The 14,794-nt window shown below is 71.6% G+C and carries 9 protein-coding genes; 1 reads left to right on the forward strand and 8 read right to left on the reverse strand.

Annotated elements, in window-relative coordinates:
- Positions 1-27 precede the first annotated feature (27 nt).
- The 7 genes from ACFU7D_RS01805 to ACFU7D_RS01835 all read right to left on the reverse strand — a co-directional run bounded on the left by ACFU7D_RS01805 (position 28) and on the right by ACFU7D_RS01835 (position 12,053).
- Entirely contained in the window at positions 28-3,606 is a 3,579-nt protein-coding gene (locus ACFU7D_RS01805; protein WP_378862515.1) for a TIM-barrel domain-containing protein, read from the reverse strand.
- Between the two features lie 84 nt (positions 3,607-3,690).
- Positions 3,691-4,542 carry a ketose-bisphosphate aldolase gene (locus ACFU7D_RS01810; RefSeq protein ID WP_378862518.1) on the reverse strand — a complete coding sequence of 284 codons (852 nt, stop codon included), beginning with the start codon at positions 4,540-4,542 and terminating at the stop codon, positions 3,691-3,693.
- A gap of 1 nt (position 4,543) precedes the next feature.
- The gene (locus ACFU7D_RS01815) at positions 4,544-5,452 is read right to left on the reverse strand and encodes a 1-phosphofructokinase family hexose kinase (protein ID WP_378862521.1); all 909 of its coding nucleotides are present in this window, start codon (positions 5,450-5,452) and stop codon (positions 4,544-4,546) included.
- A complete protein-coding gene (locus tag ACFU7D_RS01820) occupies positions 5,449-6,375 on the reverse strand; it encodes an ROK family protein (RefSeq protein WP_378862524.1) in 927 nt (308 codons plus the stop codon). Before ACFU7D_RS01820 ends, ACFU7D_RS01815 begins: the two co-directional genes overlap by 4 nt.
- Positions 6,375-7,295, reverse strand: a complete 921-nt coding sequence (locus ACFU7D_RS01825) for an SIS domain-containing protein (RefSeq protein WP_378862527.1) — start codon at positions 7,293-7,295, stop codon at positions 6,375-6,377. Before ACFU7D_RS01825 ends, ACFU7D_RS01820 begins: the two co-directional genes overlap by 1 nt.
- Positions 7,296-7,386: 91 nt before the next feature.
- Positions 7,387-8,169, reverse strand: a complete 783-nt coding sequence (locus ACFU7D_RS01830) for a DeoR/GlpR family DNA-binding transcription regulator (RefSeq protein WP_378862530.1) — start codon at positions 8,167-8,169, stop codon at positions 7,387-7,389.
- 38 nt (positions 8,170-8,207) lie between these two features.
- Positions 8,208-12,053 (reverse strand): endo-alpha-N-acetylgalactosaminidase family protein, encoded by a 3,846-nt coding sequence (locus ACFU7D_RS01835; protein WP_378862533.1) that lies wholly within the window; start codon positions 12,051-12,053, stop codon positions 8,208-8,210.
- A gap of 102 nt (positions 12,054-12,155) precedes the next feature.
- On the opposite strand from ACFU7D_RS01835, the gene ACFU7D_RS01840 reads away from it, so the two are divergent.
- Complete coding sequence (locus ACFU7D_RS01840) at positions 12,156-13,919, forward strand: beta-galactosidase family protein (protein ID WP_378862536.1); 1,764 nt, start codon at positions 12,156-12,158, stop codon at positions 13,917-13,919.
- A 17-nt stretch (positions 13,920-13,936) separates the two neighbouring features.
- Here the strand turns inward: ACFU7D_RS01840 and ACFU7D_RS01845 are convergent, their stop codons facing one another.
- Positions 13,937-14,752, reverse strand: a complete 816-nt coding sequence (locus ACFU7D_RS01845) for a TIGR02452 family protein (RefSeq protein ID WP_378862539.1) — start codon at positions 14,750-14,752, stop codon at positions 13,937-13,939.
- Positions 14,753-14,794 lie beyond the last annotated feature (42 nt).

Below are 14,794 nucleotides of genomic sequence, written 5' to 3' on the forward strand. Positions count from 1 at the left end.
AGTGCGACCGGGGTGTCCGCCACCGACCTAGTTCGGAGTGGCGCGCCAACGCTGAGATGTGGCCGCGGTGTCGGCCTGTTGCACGACCAGCCCGTCGGCGCCTGCGGCCAGGCTGAGGCCACTGTGCTTGGCCGCGATCTTCAGCGCCGCGCCGTCGGCCGCGATCACCCAGCGTTGGTTGGGCGTGCCGGTGCAGGTGTACTCCACGACCGGGTCGCCGCTGGTCGTCGAGCCGTAGGCGACATCGGCGCACAGACCGGTGCCGGCGTTCTTCAGCTGGTAGCTGCCGTCGTCCTCGTTCCGGGTGACCACCCACTTCTGCGAGGCCGCCGCCCCGACCGCCGAGGTGGTCAGCTGCCCATCGGTTGACTCACCGGCCGCGTCGAGCGCGAGCCCGGAGGCGACGTTGCCGAGCGAGTACTGGCCGTCCGCCAGAACCGGCGGAACGATCTCCTCGTCACCGATCGTCATCGCGAACACGTGGACGGCGGCGTTGGCGGGCAAGGTCACCGCGGCGATCTCCTTGGCCGGGTCGGTGCGCAGGGTCTTGGTGAACAGGCGATAGGAGACCGTCGGGTACGCCGGTCCGTTCGGCGTGTTCTTCCCGAGCGTGGTGACGGCCACCTTTGCGCCGTAGCTGTCCGTCGCGGCACAGCACCAGTTGGGGAACCCGAGCGTCCCTGTGGCGGAGGTGCCGTCGGAGTAGTGGACGGTCGCCTTCGCTGAGGCCGAGAGGCTGGTGCCGGTCCCCAGGAAGGCCAGCGCGTTGCCCTGGCCGCTGATCCGGATGGTCTCGCCTCCGGAGGCCACGTTGTCCTCGGTGCCGGGGACGGAGTCGGGCCAGGTGAAGTCGAAGCCGTTCGCGCTCACGGTCGCCCCGGGCGTGACGCCCTTCTCGGCGAGCCTGTCGGCGAGGAAGCTGCTGCCACCTCCGTCGATGTCGCCCGGTTCGGGCTCCTCGGCCTTGGTGACGCCCACGTTGTTGAACGCCGAGGCCAGGTCCGGATGAGCGACTGTGGTCGTGGCCGAGTCGGTCACGGCGTACGACCGGTCGTGGGCCACGTAGGTCGCGGTCGTGTCGATCTTCACCCTGCCGGGTGAGGCGTCCGCCGGTGGCGTGACGGCGAACGTCGCGGTGCGGGAAGCACCCGGCGCGAGGCCACCGGAGACCGCACCTCTCGGGCGTACCTCCCAGCCCTCGGGGGCGTTGGCCGTGATCGACTCGAGCCGCACCCGGGAGCCCGTGTCGTTGGTGAAGGTGGCGCTGACCTCCGCTGCCTCACCGGCGACCGCGATCGCGGAGGTGGTGGCGTCGAGGCTCACGTCACGGTCGCCGGGGTGGGCACCGCCGACCGCCGCGGACCCGTTCAGCGCGACCACGGCACCGGCGGAGGTGGACAGCTTCCCGGTCTTCACGTGCGTGATGCCCGTCGCGGAGTCGTGGAACCATCCGGTCGCCGCGCCGTCCAGCTCGTTCTTCGAGCCACGCTGCGGCAGCTCGGAGCCGTCCAGCACCACGCTGCCCGGTTCGGCATCGGCGTGCACGCTGAGCCCGTAGCCCCGCGAGGCGGGCTTGCCCGCGTAGGAGCCGTCGACCTCGCCCAGCCGCACCACGACCCGGCCGCGGCCCTGCTCGGGGGCGTCGACCTCGAACTCCTGGGTGGCGGACTCGCCCGAGGCGTGCGCCTGGCTGCGCCCGTCGTCCTCGTAGTTCACGAACGAGGAGGACCCCTGCGGGTAGATGTCCAGGTCGAGGCGGCCCGACTTCTTGCCCTGCTGCCAGTCGAGCGTGCCCTCGGGGAACTGCGGCACGACCGCACCGGCGCGTACGAACAGCGGGAGCGTGTCGAGAGGGGCCTTGTAGCCGTCGATCGTGGTCGGTCCCTGGTGGATCCGGCCGCTCCAGTAGTCGACCCAGGTGCCCTCGGGGAGGTAGATCCCGTCGCGCATCGTGGCGTCCTCGTAGACCGGGGCGACCAGGAAGTCGTCACCGGCGAGGAACTCGTACTTCACGTCGTCGCCCCAGGTCTTCGGGTCCTCGGGGTAGTTCAGGTAGAGCGGCTTGACGGCTCCCACGCCGTTGCGGTTGGCGCGCATCGTGTGCGTGTAGAAGTAGGGCAGCAGCCGCTCGTGCAGGTTCAGGTACTTCCGGTTGATCGAGGTGTACGGCTCGCCGTAGCGCCACGGCTGCTTGTCGGAGGCCGCCCACCCGCTCATCAGGTAGGTCATCGGCAGGAACATCTTCCACTGCATGTCGCGGACGTACGTCTCGGCGCTGCCGCCGAAGATGCCGTCGACGTCGCCGGTGGCGAGGTGCTGGCCGGACATGGTGGAGCCGGCGTACGTCGGGATCTGCCAGCGGATGTAGTCCCAGCTCCCGGACTGGTCGCCGCTCCACACCGCGGCGCAGCGCTGGGTGCCGGCCCAGCCCTCGACGGTGATGACGGTCGAGCGGTCGGCGCTGTTGGTCTCGATGCCGTCGCGGGCCTGCTCGCAGGCATCCAACGCGAAGCGGTAGCCCGGGCCGACCCAGGCGACGTCGGTCTTGCGGACGCGCACGCCCGCGGCGACCTCGCGGGTCTGCTCGGTCAGGTCGTCCTCGGTCCACAGGCCGAGCTCGGCGCCGTGGTCCTGCAGCATGTCGCCCGTCTCGGCCAGGTCCTCGTAGCCGCAGCCGTAGCCGTCGTTGACCAGCATCCAGCCCAGCGGCAGGTCGTGCTCGGCGTAGCCCTCGGCGATCGCCGTGGAGTCGCGCAGGGTCTCGCGCTCGCCGCGGTTGGCGTTGTGCAGGTAGCAGTCGGCGTCGCCGACCTCCAGGGCGTACATCGGGACCGCGACCGGCCGGCCGGTCAGCTCGGTGTAGGAGTCGATGACCCGCTCGGCGTCACCGACGAAGTAGTAGGCGTCGAAGCGCTGCTCGTCGTGGGTGGTCGTGGTCGGCGCACCGAAGTCGTAGCTGCCGGCCGCGAAGGTGTTGCGCAGGACCCCGTAGCCGCGGGAGGAGACGTAGAACGGCACCGCGTTCGGGTTGCCGCCGTCGTTCCAGTTGAAGTCGCGCGAGATCTTGATCGTCTCGCCGCGGTGGCTGAACCGCCCGTTCTGCATGCCGCCGCCGAAGAACTGTTCCTCGGCACCGCGTTCCAGGTGCTGCGCCGTGCCCTGGTCGTCCCAGGTCAGCGGCGAGGCCTCCGCCATCAGCACCTTCCCGGCCGGATCGGTCAGTCGCAGGGTGATCGGCTGCTTGGTCACCGTCAGCACGGCCTTCTCGGTGCTGATGACGTACGCCGCGCCGGTCTCCTTCACCTGCGAGCGCCCGCCGGGGTAGTCGCGCTTGACGACGATGTCGGCATCCGGAGCCCCGGGCTCGGTGGGGTCGTCGTTGGCCGGGTCGTCGAACTCGCCGTTCGGCGCCAGGCGTACGCGCACCATGTCGGCGTCCTCGAAGGTCACGCGCAGCGCGGCCTCGCCGGACTCGAAGGTGTAGCTGTCGCCGTCGCGCTCGAAGCCGGTCACGTCGCCGAGCTCGCTCGTCGCCTCGGCCGCCGTGGAGCTGACCGGGCTGAGTGCGACCAGGCCCGCAGTCAGCGCGACTCCCGCGACCAGCAACCGTCTGAATGATTGATTGAACATGATCACATCACGCCCTAATTAGTCAGAATCAATCGAAGCCGAGGGCGACTGTAACGTAGGTCACACGGCGCGGTCCACCCTTGGTCCACCGATCAGTGCGAGCAGTCGCGCGGCCTCGCCGGCGACCGCGTCACGGCCGGCGCCGAGGTACTTGCGTGGGTCGATCTTCGCCTCGTCCGCGAGTGCCGCACGGACGGCCCGGGTGAAGGTGGCGTTGAGATGAGTCGCGATGTTGACCTTGGTCATTCCCGCGCGAATCGCCGCCACGATGCCCTCGTCCGGAACCCCGGAGGAGCCGTGCAGCACCAGCGGCACCTCGACGGCAGCGGCGAGCCGGGCGATGAGCTCGTTGTCGAGGCTGGCCGTGCGTGTCGTCATCGCATGCGAGGAGCCGACCGCGACCGCGAGCGCGTCGACCCCGGTGGCCTCGACGTACGCCGCGGCCTCGGCCGGCTGGGTGCGGACCCCTGGCGCGTGCACACCGTCCTTGCCGCCGACCTCGCCGAGCTCGGACTCGATGGAGGCGCCGCGCTCGTGGCACCAGGCCGCGACCTTGGCGGTGGCGGCCACGTTCGAGTCGTAGTCGAGCTTGGAGGCGTCGAACATCACCGAGGGACAGCCCAGCTCGACGGCTTCCTCGACGAGCTCGACCCGGGTCGCGTGGTCGAGATGCACGCAGACCGGGACCGTCGCGCGCTCAGCGATCGCGATGGTGGCCCGCAGCAGCGGCGCGAGGCCGCCGCGGTAGTCGGCGGTGTTCTCGGAGATCTGCAGGACGACGGGACGGCCGGCCTGTTCGGCGCCGGCCACGATCGCCTCGGCCAGCTCGAGCTGGATGACGTTCATCGCGCCCAGCCCGCGTCCGGTCCCGCGGGCGTGGTCGAGCAGGAGGGACATCGGTACCAGGGGCATGTCAGGGCTCCTTGCGGTCGATTCGTCTGACCTGGACGTCCGCCAGGAACGACGGGTATGCGTCGGGGTCGATCTCGCCGGCCACCGGCGCGACCACCGCGGCAGCACCCAGGGCAGCGGCGTCGCGAAGGATCTCGGGCCACGGCCGGCCCCGGGCGAGACCGCGGGCCAGCCCGGCGGCGGTCGCGTCGCCGGCGCCGGTCGGGTTACCGCTCACCCCGGCGGGCGGGCGCACCTCCCAGCAGTCGCCGTCGGCGTGTGCGACCAGCCCGTGGTGGCCGCGGGTGAGCACGACCGGGCCGCCGTGGCGGTCGGCGAGCTCGGTGACCGCGGCGGCGGGGTCGTCGAGGGCGTGTCCGAGCAGGCGCGCGGCCTCGTCCTCGTTGGGGGTCAGGACGGCGCCGGTGCCGACCGCGGCGGCCAGCGCCGCATCGTCGAGATCGAGGAGCACCGGTACGCCGGCGGCCGCCGCGCGCCTCCCGATCCGTGCCGGGAGGTCGGTGGGCACCCCTGCCGCCAGGCTACCGGAGACGACAACGGCCGTCGCGGCTGGGATTCGGTCGGCCAGGAGGTCGAGCAGCCTGCGGTCGGCACCGACGGCCGCCTCTCGGCCCGGCTCCCACAGCGAGGTCGTCGAATCGGCGACGACGACCAGGGTGCGGCGTACCTCCTCCAGCTCCGGCAGGAAGGTCGAGGGGAGCTCCTTCGCGAGGGCTTCGGCGAAGGCCTCGTCGGCGAGGCCGACGGCGTGGGTCGGCTCGCCCAGCTGGTGCAGGACCCGGGCGACGTTCACGCCCTTGCCCCCGAGCCGCGTGCTGACCTCGGCGACCCGGTGGACCTCGCCCACGGTCAGCCGCGGGAGCCGGTAGGTCACGTCGATCGCCGGGTTGAGGGTGACCGTGATGATCATGCGCGCTTCCCCAGGGAGGCCGGCCCCGTCGCGGCGAGTGCCAGTCTGGCGGCGCCGATCAGGCCGGCCCGGCCGCCGAGTGCGGAGAGGCGTACGGGCGGGACGGCCGTCACGCCGGCACGCTCGCGCATCCGGTCCCGCAGCGGGTCGAGCAGGTCTCCCCCGGCCTCGGCGACGCCGCCACCCAGGATGATCTCGCCGGGCGCGAGCAGCGCTCCCACGGCGAGAAAACCATCAGCGAGGGCGGTGATCGCCTCGGACCACACCTGGGCGGCGAGCGGGTCGTGCCGAGTCCGCGCGACCAGGTCGGCGACGCCGGTGACCCCGGTGTCACCGCCCAGCGAGGCGTACGTCTCCAGCATGGCGCGGGCGCCTGCGCGCGTCTCCACGCAGCCGCGGAGCCCGCAGACGCACGGCGGTCCGGCCGGGTCCACCACCAGGTGGCCGAGCTCTCCGGCCTGCCCCGAGACGCCGACGACCGCCCTCCCCTCGACGTACGTCACCGCAGCGACGCCCGTCCCGAGCACGGCGACGAGCGCGGAGGCCGGTGACCCGGCATCGGCCCAGATCGCACCCGCGGCGGCGACCGTGTCGTGCACGACCGCGACCGGGAGGCCTAGGCGCTCGGCGAGCGGGGCCCCGACCGGGGTGTCGACGAGGCCCAGGTTGACCGCCTTGCGGGAGATGCCGGACGCGGTGTCGACGAGCCCGGGAAAGGCGATCCCGACCCCGGCGACCCCGGCCCGGGCCGCGGGGCTCAAGCCGGCCAGCAGCTCCTCGCCCATCCGCCCGATGTCGTCGAGCACGGCCGGACCGGGCCGGGTGAGGACCCGCGACTCGGCCAGCACCACGTCGGCGGCGCCCACCACGGCTCCGCGCACCGAGGTGCCGCCGACGTCGAAGGCGAGGGCGAGTGCCGGCATCACGCGGGCGGGGCGTCAGCCGGGCTCAGGATGATCGAGCGGGTGAGGTTGCGCGGCGCGTCGGGGTCGAGGCCGGCGCGGCGGGCCCGCGCCAGGCAGAGCAGGTGGACGCGCACCAGGTCGGCGAGCGGGTCGACGTCGGCGTGCATCAGATCGGCGCCGGTGACCGCGACGTCCTCGGCGAAGCCCGGCACCAGGTCGCCGAAGGCCCACACGACCCGGCCGGGGGCACTGATCGAGAGCGGGCCGTGGCGGTATTCCATCATCGGGTAGGACTCGGTCCACAGCTGTGCGGACTCCCGGAGCTTGAGCGCCGCCTCCTGCGCCACCCCGTTGGTCCAGCCTCGGCCGACGAAGGTGAGCTGGTCGGCGGTCAGCGCCGGACCGAACGAGCTCTCGCCGGCCTCGATGATCCGCTGGGCCTGCTCGGCGGCCAGGCTCAGGTCCTCGCCGAGGTGCCAGCGCAACAGGGCGAGCGTCGTGGTCGCGAAGCGGGTCTGGACCACTGACTTCTCGTCCACCTCGGGCATGAGGATCGGCTCGGCCACCTCGAGCGCCGGGGTGCCGGGCGAGGACGAGATCACCGTCGCCGGGATCCGGCCCTCGACCTGGGCGAGCAGGTCGACGACCTCGGTCGTGGTCCCGGACCGGGTGATCGCCAGCAGTCGGTCATAGCCGCGGTCGATCCGGGCCTCGGTGGGCGTCCAGGCGTCGGTGATGCCGTGCCCCTGCTCCTCGCGCAGCGCGGCGTAGGCCTGCGCCATGTAGAGCGAGGTGCCGCAGCCGACGACCGCGACCTTCTCCCCCGCCTGTGGCAGGGAAGCGGTGAAGCGCTCGGCGGTCTCCCGGGCGGCCAGCCAGTTGGCGGGCTGGCTCGCCACCTCGGTGGCGAGATGCGTCGTCGGTGCGGATGCGGTCATGGCGTCGGGTCACTCTCCGATGTGTTGCCGGCTGGACCCGAATCTTCCAACCCATTGCTTGGTTTTGTCAATAATTCGCGCCAAATGATCATTATCGCTCAGTCGCGATCACGATCTCCGCCCCACCGTCGGCCAGCGCCTTCGCGAGCGGCTCGGGCACGGCACGGTCGGTGACGAGCATGGAGACGGCGGCGAGGTCGCGGATGCGCGCGAAGGTCGGATGCTCGAGCTTGGTGCTGTCGGCCACGACGATGGTGCGCTGGGCCGCCGCGATGAAGTCGGCGCTGATCTTGGCCTCGGCCGGGTGGATCGTGGTGAGGCCGGCGCGGGTGCTGATGCCGTCGACGCCGAGGATCGCGGTGTCGATGTGGATCTTCGACAGCACCCCCTCGCTCAGCGGACCGACCAGCTCGTAGGACTGGGTGCGCGCGGCCCCGCCGGTCACCACGATGTTGACGTTGGGCCGGATCGAGAGCTCGTAGGCGATGTTGAGCGCGTTGGTGACCACCGTGATGCTGTCGTCCTCGGCCAGGTCGGGGTGGCGCCCGATCGCGCGCGCCACCTCGCTGGTGGTCGTCCCGCCGTTGAGCGCCACCGTCTCGCCCGGCACGAGCAGGTCGGCGACCGCGGCCGCGATCGCCCGCTTCGCGTCAGCCTGACGGCCGATCTTGTACTGCAACGGCAGCTCGTACGCCGAGCCGAGCGCGGTCGCGCCGCCGTGTGTCCGGGTGACCAGCCGCTGGTCGGCGAGGTGCCCGATGTCGCGGCGGGCGGTCGCCGCCGAGACACCGAGCGCGCTCTCCACCTCCGCGATCGAGACGTGCCCGTGCTCGCTGATCAGCTCGAGCAGCTGGTTGAGTCGCTGTTGCCTCATGGGCCCCCTTCCTGGGTCCCGGACAGCCTACGCAGATCTCACCCTCCGCAGTGGAAGGTCGCGTCGGCCCAGTCGCCGTGGTCGTTACCGTTCCCGTCGCCGGCATCGCCCACCACCAGGTCGACGTAGTCGGCGCCGGTGACGTCGGCGGTGACCTGTTCGGTGGCGCTGGCCGGCCCCAGGGTGCCGGTCTCGGCGACCGTCGTCCCGTCCGCGACGACCGAGAACCTCACCGATCCCCGCGATGTCTGCGCGTCGTCCACACCGACATCGGCGGTGAATCCGGTGCAGTTGCCGGCCAGGTAGTAGCGGACCTTGGAGACCGCGTGCGCACCCAGCCCCTTGGCGTAGACCTTGCCGGCCAGCGTGATCGGCCCACCGTCGCCGGCACCGCTCTCCCCCACGCTGGCGTCGCGCTCCACCGGGCCCCAGCCGTTGGTGGCCGAGATCCAGCCGAGATCGCTGGCGTAGGTGTCCGCGGTCGGCGGGGGCGGCGCGGTCTGCACCGTGGCGGAGCGGGTCACCGTGCGCGTCTCGCCGCCGAAGTCGTACGTCGCGGAAGCATCGAGCCGATAGCTCGACTCGGCCGCATCGGCCGGCGGCGTGACCTTCCAGGTCACGGCGTGACTCGCCCCCGGAGCGAGCGAGTCGAAGGCCGCCGGGGTGGTGGCCTCCGCCGTCCAGCCCTCCGGGACGTCGAGCTCGACCTTCCCCGCGCCCGTCGCCGAGGCCTCGTCGCTGGTCAGCGTCGTGGTGACCTCGCTGACGGCGCCCGGCAGCAGCTTCTCCTCACCGGCGTCGACGGCGAGGGTCGCGCAGGCCGGCAGGTCGGCGGCGGCACCGAGGTCCTCGACGGTGAAGTCGTCGATGCTGATGTCGCCGCTCGCGCCGCCGTCGTCGGCGGTCCGCAGACCGACCCAGTAGTCGCCGCAGCCGCCGGCCACGAGCTCTTCGCTGAACCGGCCCGTCTCGACCTGCCTGCCGATCGGACGCGCACCGACCTCGACCGTGCGCGGCTCACCGGTCGCGACCGAGTCGTAGCCGGTCACCCACTCGTAGTCGTCGGCCCGCTCGGTCTGGTGGTCGAAGGAGACCCGGTAGCGGTGGCCGGGCTCGAGACGTACGGTCTGCGGGACCGTGCGGTAGACGAGGCCGCCGTTCTCGGCGTGGGACTTGAGCGACCAGTCGCCGCTGATCACGTCGTCGGTGGCCTTGCCGTTCCAGCCGCTCTGCGTATACGGCTCGTGCCGCTCGGCCAGGTGGGTGCGCGGGTCGGTGACCCCGCCCGAGGTGCCCTTGACGAACGGCGACCAGCCCTGGACGACCTCCTCGAAGTCCTCCTGGACGATGACCTTCGCGCCCGGAGCGGCCGGCAGGTCGCGCTTGACCGCGACGACGCGTACGTCATCGAGGCGGACGCGCCCGGAGCCCGCCGCAGCGGAGATCTTGACCGTCGCGGTGCCGTCGCGGCCAGCGTCGAAGGGCACTTCGACGCGCTGGAAGTAGGTGCTGTGCAGCTCGTCGGCGGCGACCAAGTTCTTCGCGGTCGAGCGCTCGACCCGGTTGGTGTAGGTCTTCCCGCCGGAGGTGACGGTGACCGTGGTCGCGCGGCTGCGGCCGGGCTCGACCTCCACCCAGACACCCAGCGCGTTGCGTCCGCTCCGCAGGCCGGTCAGCCGCTGGCTGATGGTGGCCCGGCCACCGGCACCCAGGACGGCGACCTGCTGACCGGTCGAGGTCCGCCCGGTGGTGGCTGGGCCGCTCGGGTGCCAGGCGTCGAGGTCACCGGCATTGAAGCCGGGGTCGGCGACGTGGCTCCCCTGACCCCACTGCGGGGCGGGCGACTTCCCAGGAGCCTTCGTCAGGACGTACGCCGTCCCGGGCTTCGCCTCGAGCGTGACCTTGCCGGCACGGACCGGCACGGTTCCCGCCGCGACCCGGCCCTGCTCGGTGAGCTCGTAGACGCTGAGCCGGTCGCTCCGGCTGAACGGGTCGGTCAGCGTCCAGGTGGTCCGCCCACCGTCGGCGTTGTAGTGGTAGAGCTTCGACTCCTCCTTCCACGGGAGGAGGTAGGCGTCGCCGTCGAGGACGACGTCGTCGTCCTGGTAGATCTTCCGGGTCGCCTCGGTCGCCCCCGTGTTGACCACGCGTACGCCGCCGTCCTGGACGACCTCGTCAGCGCTCCAGCGCAGGATCGGGTTCTGCTGGAGGTATTTGGTCGGCAGGTTCGTACGCCAGATGTTGTCGTAGAAGGCGTCGACGTCGTTCTCGCCGGTCCAGCCCTCGAACTCGACGATCTCGGTGTGCCCGAGCAGCTTGTCCGGGTTCCAGGTGTCCTTCTGCCCGTTGCGTACGAACCGGATCAGCTGGCTGTTCAGGCCCTTGTTGGTGGCGCCGCCGTAGGACTCGTCGTTGGCCCAGTGGGACCAGAGCGCGTCCTCCTCGAAGTGGTAGGACCACTCGGTGCCGATGTTCCAGCCCTGCCCGCGAAGCTCCTGGGCGAGGCGCTCCTGCAGCCAGCCGTAGGAGTAGTAGACGTCGATGTAGAGGAAGTCGAGGTTGTCGTGCGTCTCGCGGCGGAGCTGGGCGAAGCGGTCGACGATGTTCTTGGTCGCCAGGTCGGTGCGCTGGTCGATGTAGTAGGACTGGTCGATCCAGTCCCAGCCGGGCTTGTTCTCCTCGACGAGGGTCTCGTCGAAGGTCTTGGCCTCGGGGTAGGCCTCGGTCGCGTTGACGTGGACGCCGAAGTCGACGCCCCACTTCTCGCCCTCACGGGCCAGGGTGTTGAGGTCCTCGAGCCCGCCGGCGCGGGTGTTGTAGTTGCCGCCGTAGTCGGGGTGCGCGGAGTCGTGACCCTCGGAGCCGTAACCCTTCAGCACGGCCAGCTGACCCAGCCCGTCGGTGGCGAGCGAGACCCGCTTGACGTCGTCGAGCGTACGCAGGAACGGATGGGTCGCCTGGCTGGCGAAGTTGAACGGGATGTGGGTGACCACCCGGTCGGGGGTCTCCTCGGCGCCGTTCACCGGCCGCTGGATGTCGCGCAGCGCGATCGCGCCGTCCTGCCAGTCGACGGCCTTGTCGCCGTTGGCGTCGGGGGTGATGGTGACCTTCGCCCAGGGGAGCTCCTCGGTGTAGGGCGAACCGGTGGCACGGTAGGTCCACTGGCCGCTCCACAGCCCGACCCGGCGGCCGCTGTCGGTGGCGCTCACTCTCCGCCAGATCCGGCCACGCTCGTTGGTCGCGTCGCCGCCGCTCTGGTCGTAGACCGAGTTGGTCTCGATGGCGGCGGCCAGCCGGTCGGTGTCGACGATGGCGTACGCCGATCCGACCGGCTTCTCGGTCGTGGCCAGGTCGGCGGTGACCTCGGTGTGGGTGTCGCCGTTCGTGGTGCGGTCGGCGCTCACGACGGCGGTGCTCACGGTCGCACCGGCCTGGTCGGAGCTGACCGAGAGGAGATCGTGCCCGGGGATGTCGAGGGTGCCGACCCGGTGCTCGGCGGTGTCGGTCACCTTGGTGACGGCGAAGGTGACGACGTCGCCGGCCACCTCGAGCTTCGTGTCGAGCTCGACGCCGGGGAGATCGGCGAAGGTCAGTCGATAGGTCGCGGTGTCGGCGTCGGCCTGGGTGCCGGTCACGGTCGCGGTGTGCGCGGTGCCGTTGATCCGTACGTCGGTCGGCGGGGTCGACGCGCCGCCGATCTCACCGCCTGCGGTGTGCCGGTAGCCGAGCACGGCCGGGAAGTCCTCGGCCACCTGAACGCTCAGCACGGGTGAGGTCAACGTGAACGCGGCTGCGGGAGTGGCATGGCTTGCGGGCGCGATGGCGACCACGCCGGCGAAGGCCGTCACGGACGCGAGGAGGGCTGTGGGGAAACGCTTCGGCATCGAGACTCCCGAGGGTGGGGGTGGGCCTGAGGTCCGTCCATCATGCAGAGTTTTGCGCGGATTGGCTACGTTCTGCGCAAAAGTTGTCATAACCTCGGGTGGGTGAGCCCCACCTTGACCTGGCGCGACGGCGAGTTCCTGAAGCACGGCGTCCCCCATCGGATCCTGTCCGGGTCCATCCACTACTTCCGCGTCCACCCGGACCTGTGGGAGGACCGGCTGCGCCGGGTCGCCGCCACCGGGTTCAACACCGTCGACACCTACGTCGCCTGGAACTTCCACGAGCCGGACGAGGGGTCCCCGGACTTCACCGGACCGCGCGACCTGGCCCGCTTCGTCACCGTCGCCGGCGATCTCGGGCTCGACGTGATCGTCCGCCCCGGCCCCTACATCTGCGCCGAGTGGACCAACGGCGGGCTGCCGTCCTGGCTGACCTCTCGCGCTCGCGCACCGCGCAGCACCGACCCGGTCTACCAGGACGCGGTCTCGCGCTGGCTCGACGTCCTGCTCCCCCTCGTGGTCCCGCTCCAGGCCGACCACGGCGGGCCGGTCGTGGCGGTGCAGGTGGAGAACGAGTACGGCTCCTACGGCGACGACACCGCCCACCTCGCCTGGCTCCGTCAGGCGCTCCTCGACCGTGGCGTCACCGAGCTGCTCTACACCGCTGACGGCCCGACCGAGGTCATGCTCGATGCCGGGATGCTCGACGGCACGCTCGCCGCAGCGACCTTCGGAAGCCGCGCGGAGGAGGCCCAGGCGATGCTGGCTTCGCGACGACCCGGCGAGCCGTTCCTGTGCGCCGAGTTCTGGAACGGCTGGTTCGACCACTGGGGCGAGAACCACCACGTCCGCTCCCCCGCCAGCGCCGCGGCGACGCTGCGGGAGATCATCGACCTCGGTGGCTCGGTGAGCGTCTACATGGCGCACGGCGGCACCAACTTCGGGCTCTGGGCGGGCGCCAACCACGACGGCCGCCGCACCCAGCCCACCGTCACCAGCTACGACTCCGACGCCCCGGTCGGCGAGGACGGCCGGGTCTCGGACAAGTTCGCGCTCTACCGCGAGATCCTGGCGCCCGCCACAGGTCGCACGGTCGACGCGCTCCCCGAGCTGCCGCCCGCTCCTGCTCGCCTCGGGTTCTCCTCGGCGCCGCTCTCCTCCGGCGCCGATCTGCTGTCGCTGGTGACCCGCGGCCCGGCTGTCCGCGCGGCCGCGCAGCCGCTGAGCTTCGAGGAGCTCGGCATCGACGCCGGCCTGGTGACGTACCGGTCCTCGGTCACGCTCCCCGGCCACGACGTCCATCTCACCGTGCGCGGGCTGCACGACAGGGCGTACGTCTTCCTCGACGGGCGCACGCTCGGCACCCTCGAGCGCGACGACGCCGAGCCTGTGGTGCTCACGCTTCCCGGGCTGGGCAGGGCGGCCGAGCTGACCCTGGTCGTGGAGGCGCTCGGTCGGATCAACTACGGCCCGCTGCTCGGCGAGCACAAGGGCATCCTCGGCGGCGTCCAGGTCGACCGGCGCCTCGTCCACGGCTGGGACCACCACCTCGCTCCCCTCGACCGCTGGGACGCTCTCGACGGTCTCCCCCAGGCCAACATCGACACCGACGCCCCCGCCGACGGCTGGCTCGCCGTCCCCGGCGACGGCGACCGGTTCGTCTGGCTCAACGGCACCCTGCTCGGCAGGCTCTGGGCCCGCGGCCCCCAATGCCGCCTGTACGCCCCCGCTCCCCTGTGGCGCCCCGGCCCCAACCACGTCGCCGTCCTCGACCTCACCACCTCCGCGACGTCCATCGAGGTCCACCCGGGCCCGGACTTCGGACCGACCGAGGAGTACGTCGAGACGCTGCCGACCGGGACGTAGCTCCGCGGGAGGCGCGCCTACAGCAGGTCCGCCAAGGCATCCTCGAACGCCTGCCGGACGACTGCTCCCGGCGTCCGGTCGAGGATCCCGAACACCACCTGCTCGAAGGTCCCCTCGAACCGGGCTCCCGGACCGAGCAGGTCCCGGAAGGACCCCGCGACCATGGCGGGATCGTTCTGGAACACCCCGCACCCCCAGGCGCCGAGAACGAGGCTGCGGTACCCGTTGGCGGCAGCGGTCTCCAGGACCCGAGCCGCACGGCCCGCGAGGACGGCCGGGATCTCGTCGGTACGCTCCGGAGCCTTCCTGCGGATGACGCCTGCGTTCGGCGCCGGCGAGGTCAGGAAGCCGACCTCGGCCGGCTCGTCGAGCAGCTGGCCGCGGTCGTCACGGAAGACCGGTACGCCCGGTGAGTGGATGACGCGGTCGCTGTAGAACGGGTCCCGCATCGCGCGATGATGCACGTAGTAGGCGGGCGCCTCCAGCAGGCAGGTGTAGAGCGCCGAGGCCCGGCACAGCGCCTCCTCCTGCGCCTGGGCTCCGTTGACGTACCCGCCGCCGGGGTTCCTCGCCGAGGCGAAGTTCAGCACCGCCACCGATCCCGGCAACCGCCGCGCCTCCCACAGGCTGCTCCCGCCGGTGACCGCGAACCGGGTCTTCACCGGCTCGGTCGCAGGCACCTCGACCGGCTCCGGCCCGTACACCCGGGTTCCTTCTCGCGCCGCCCGGACGGCCTCGCCGATGACCGCCCTCGTGCCATCCGTACGCCGGTAGTACCCGGCCTCGATGAGGTGCTGGTTCTCCCGCGCGAGCGCGCGCAGCCGCGCGCTCATCCGGCCACCCTTTCGATCTTCTTCACGGCACGCATCGTCCGA

Source organism: Nocardioides sp. NPDC057577, from assembly GCF_042801335.1.
Classification (GTDB): Bacteria; Actinomycetota; Actinomycetes; order Propionibacteriales; family Nocardioidaceae; genus Nocardioides.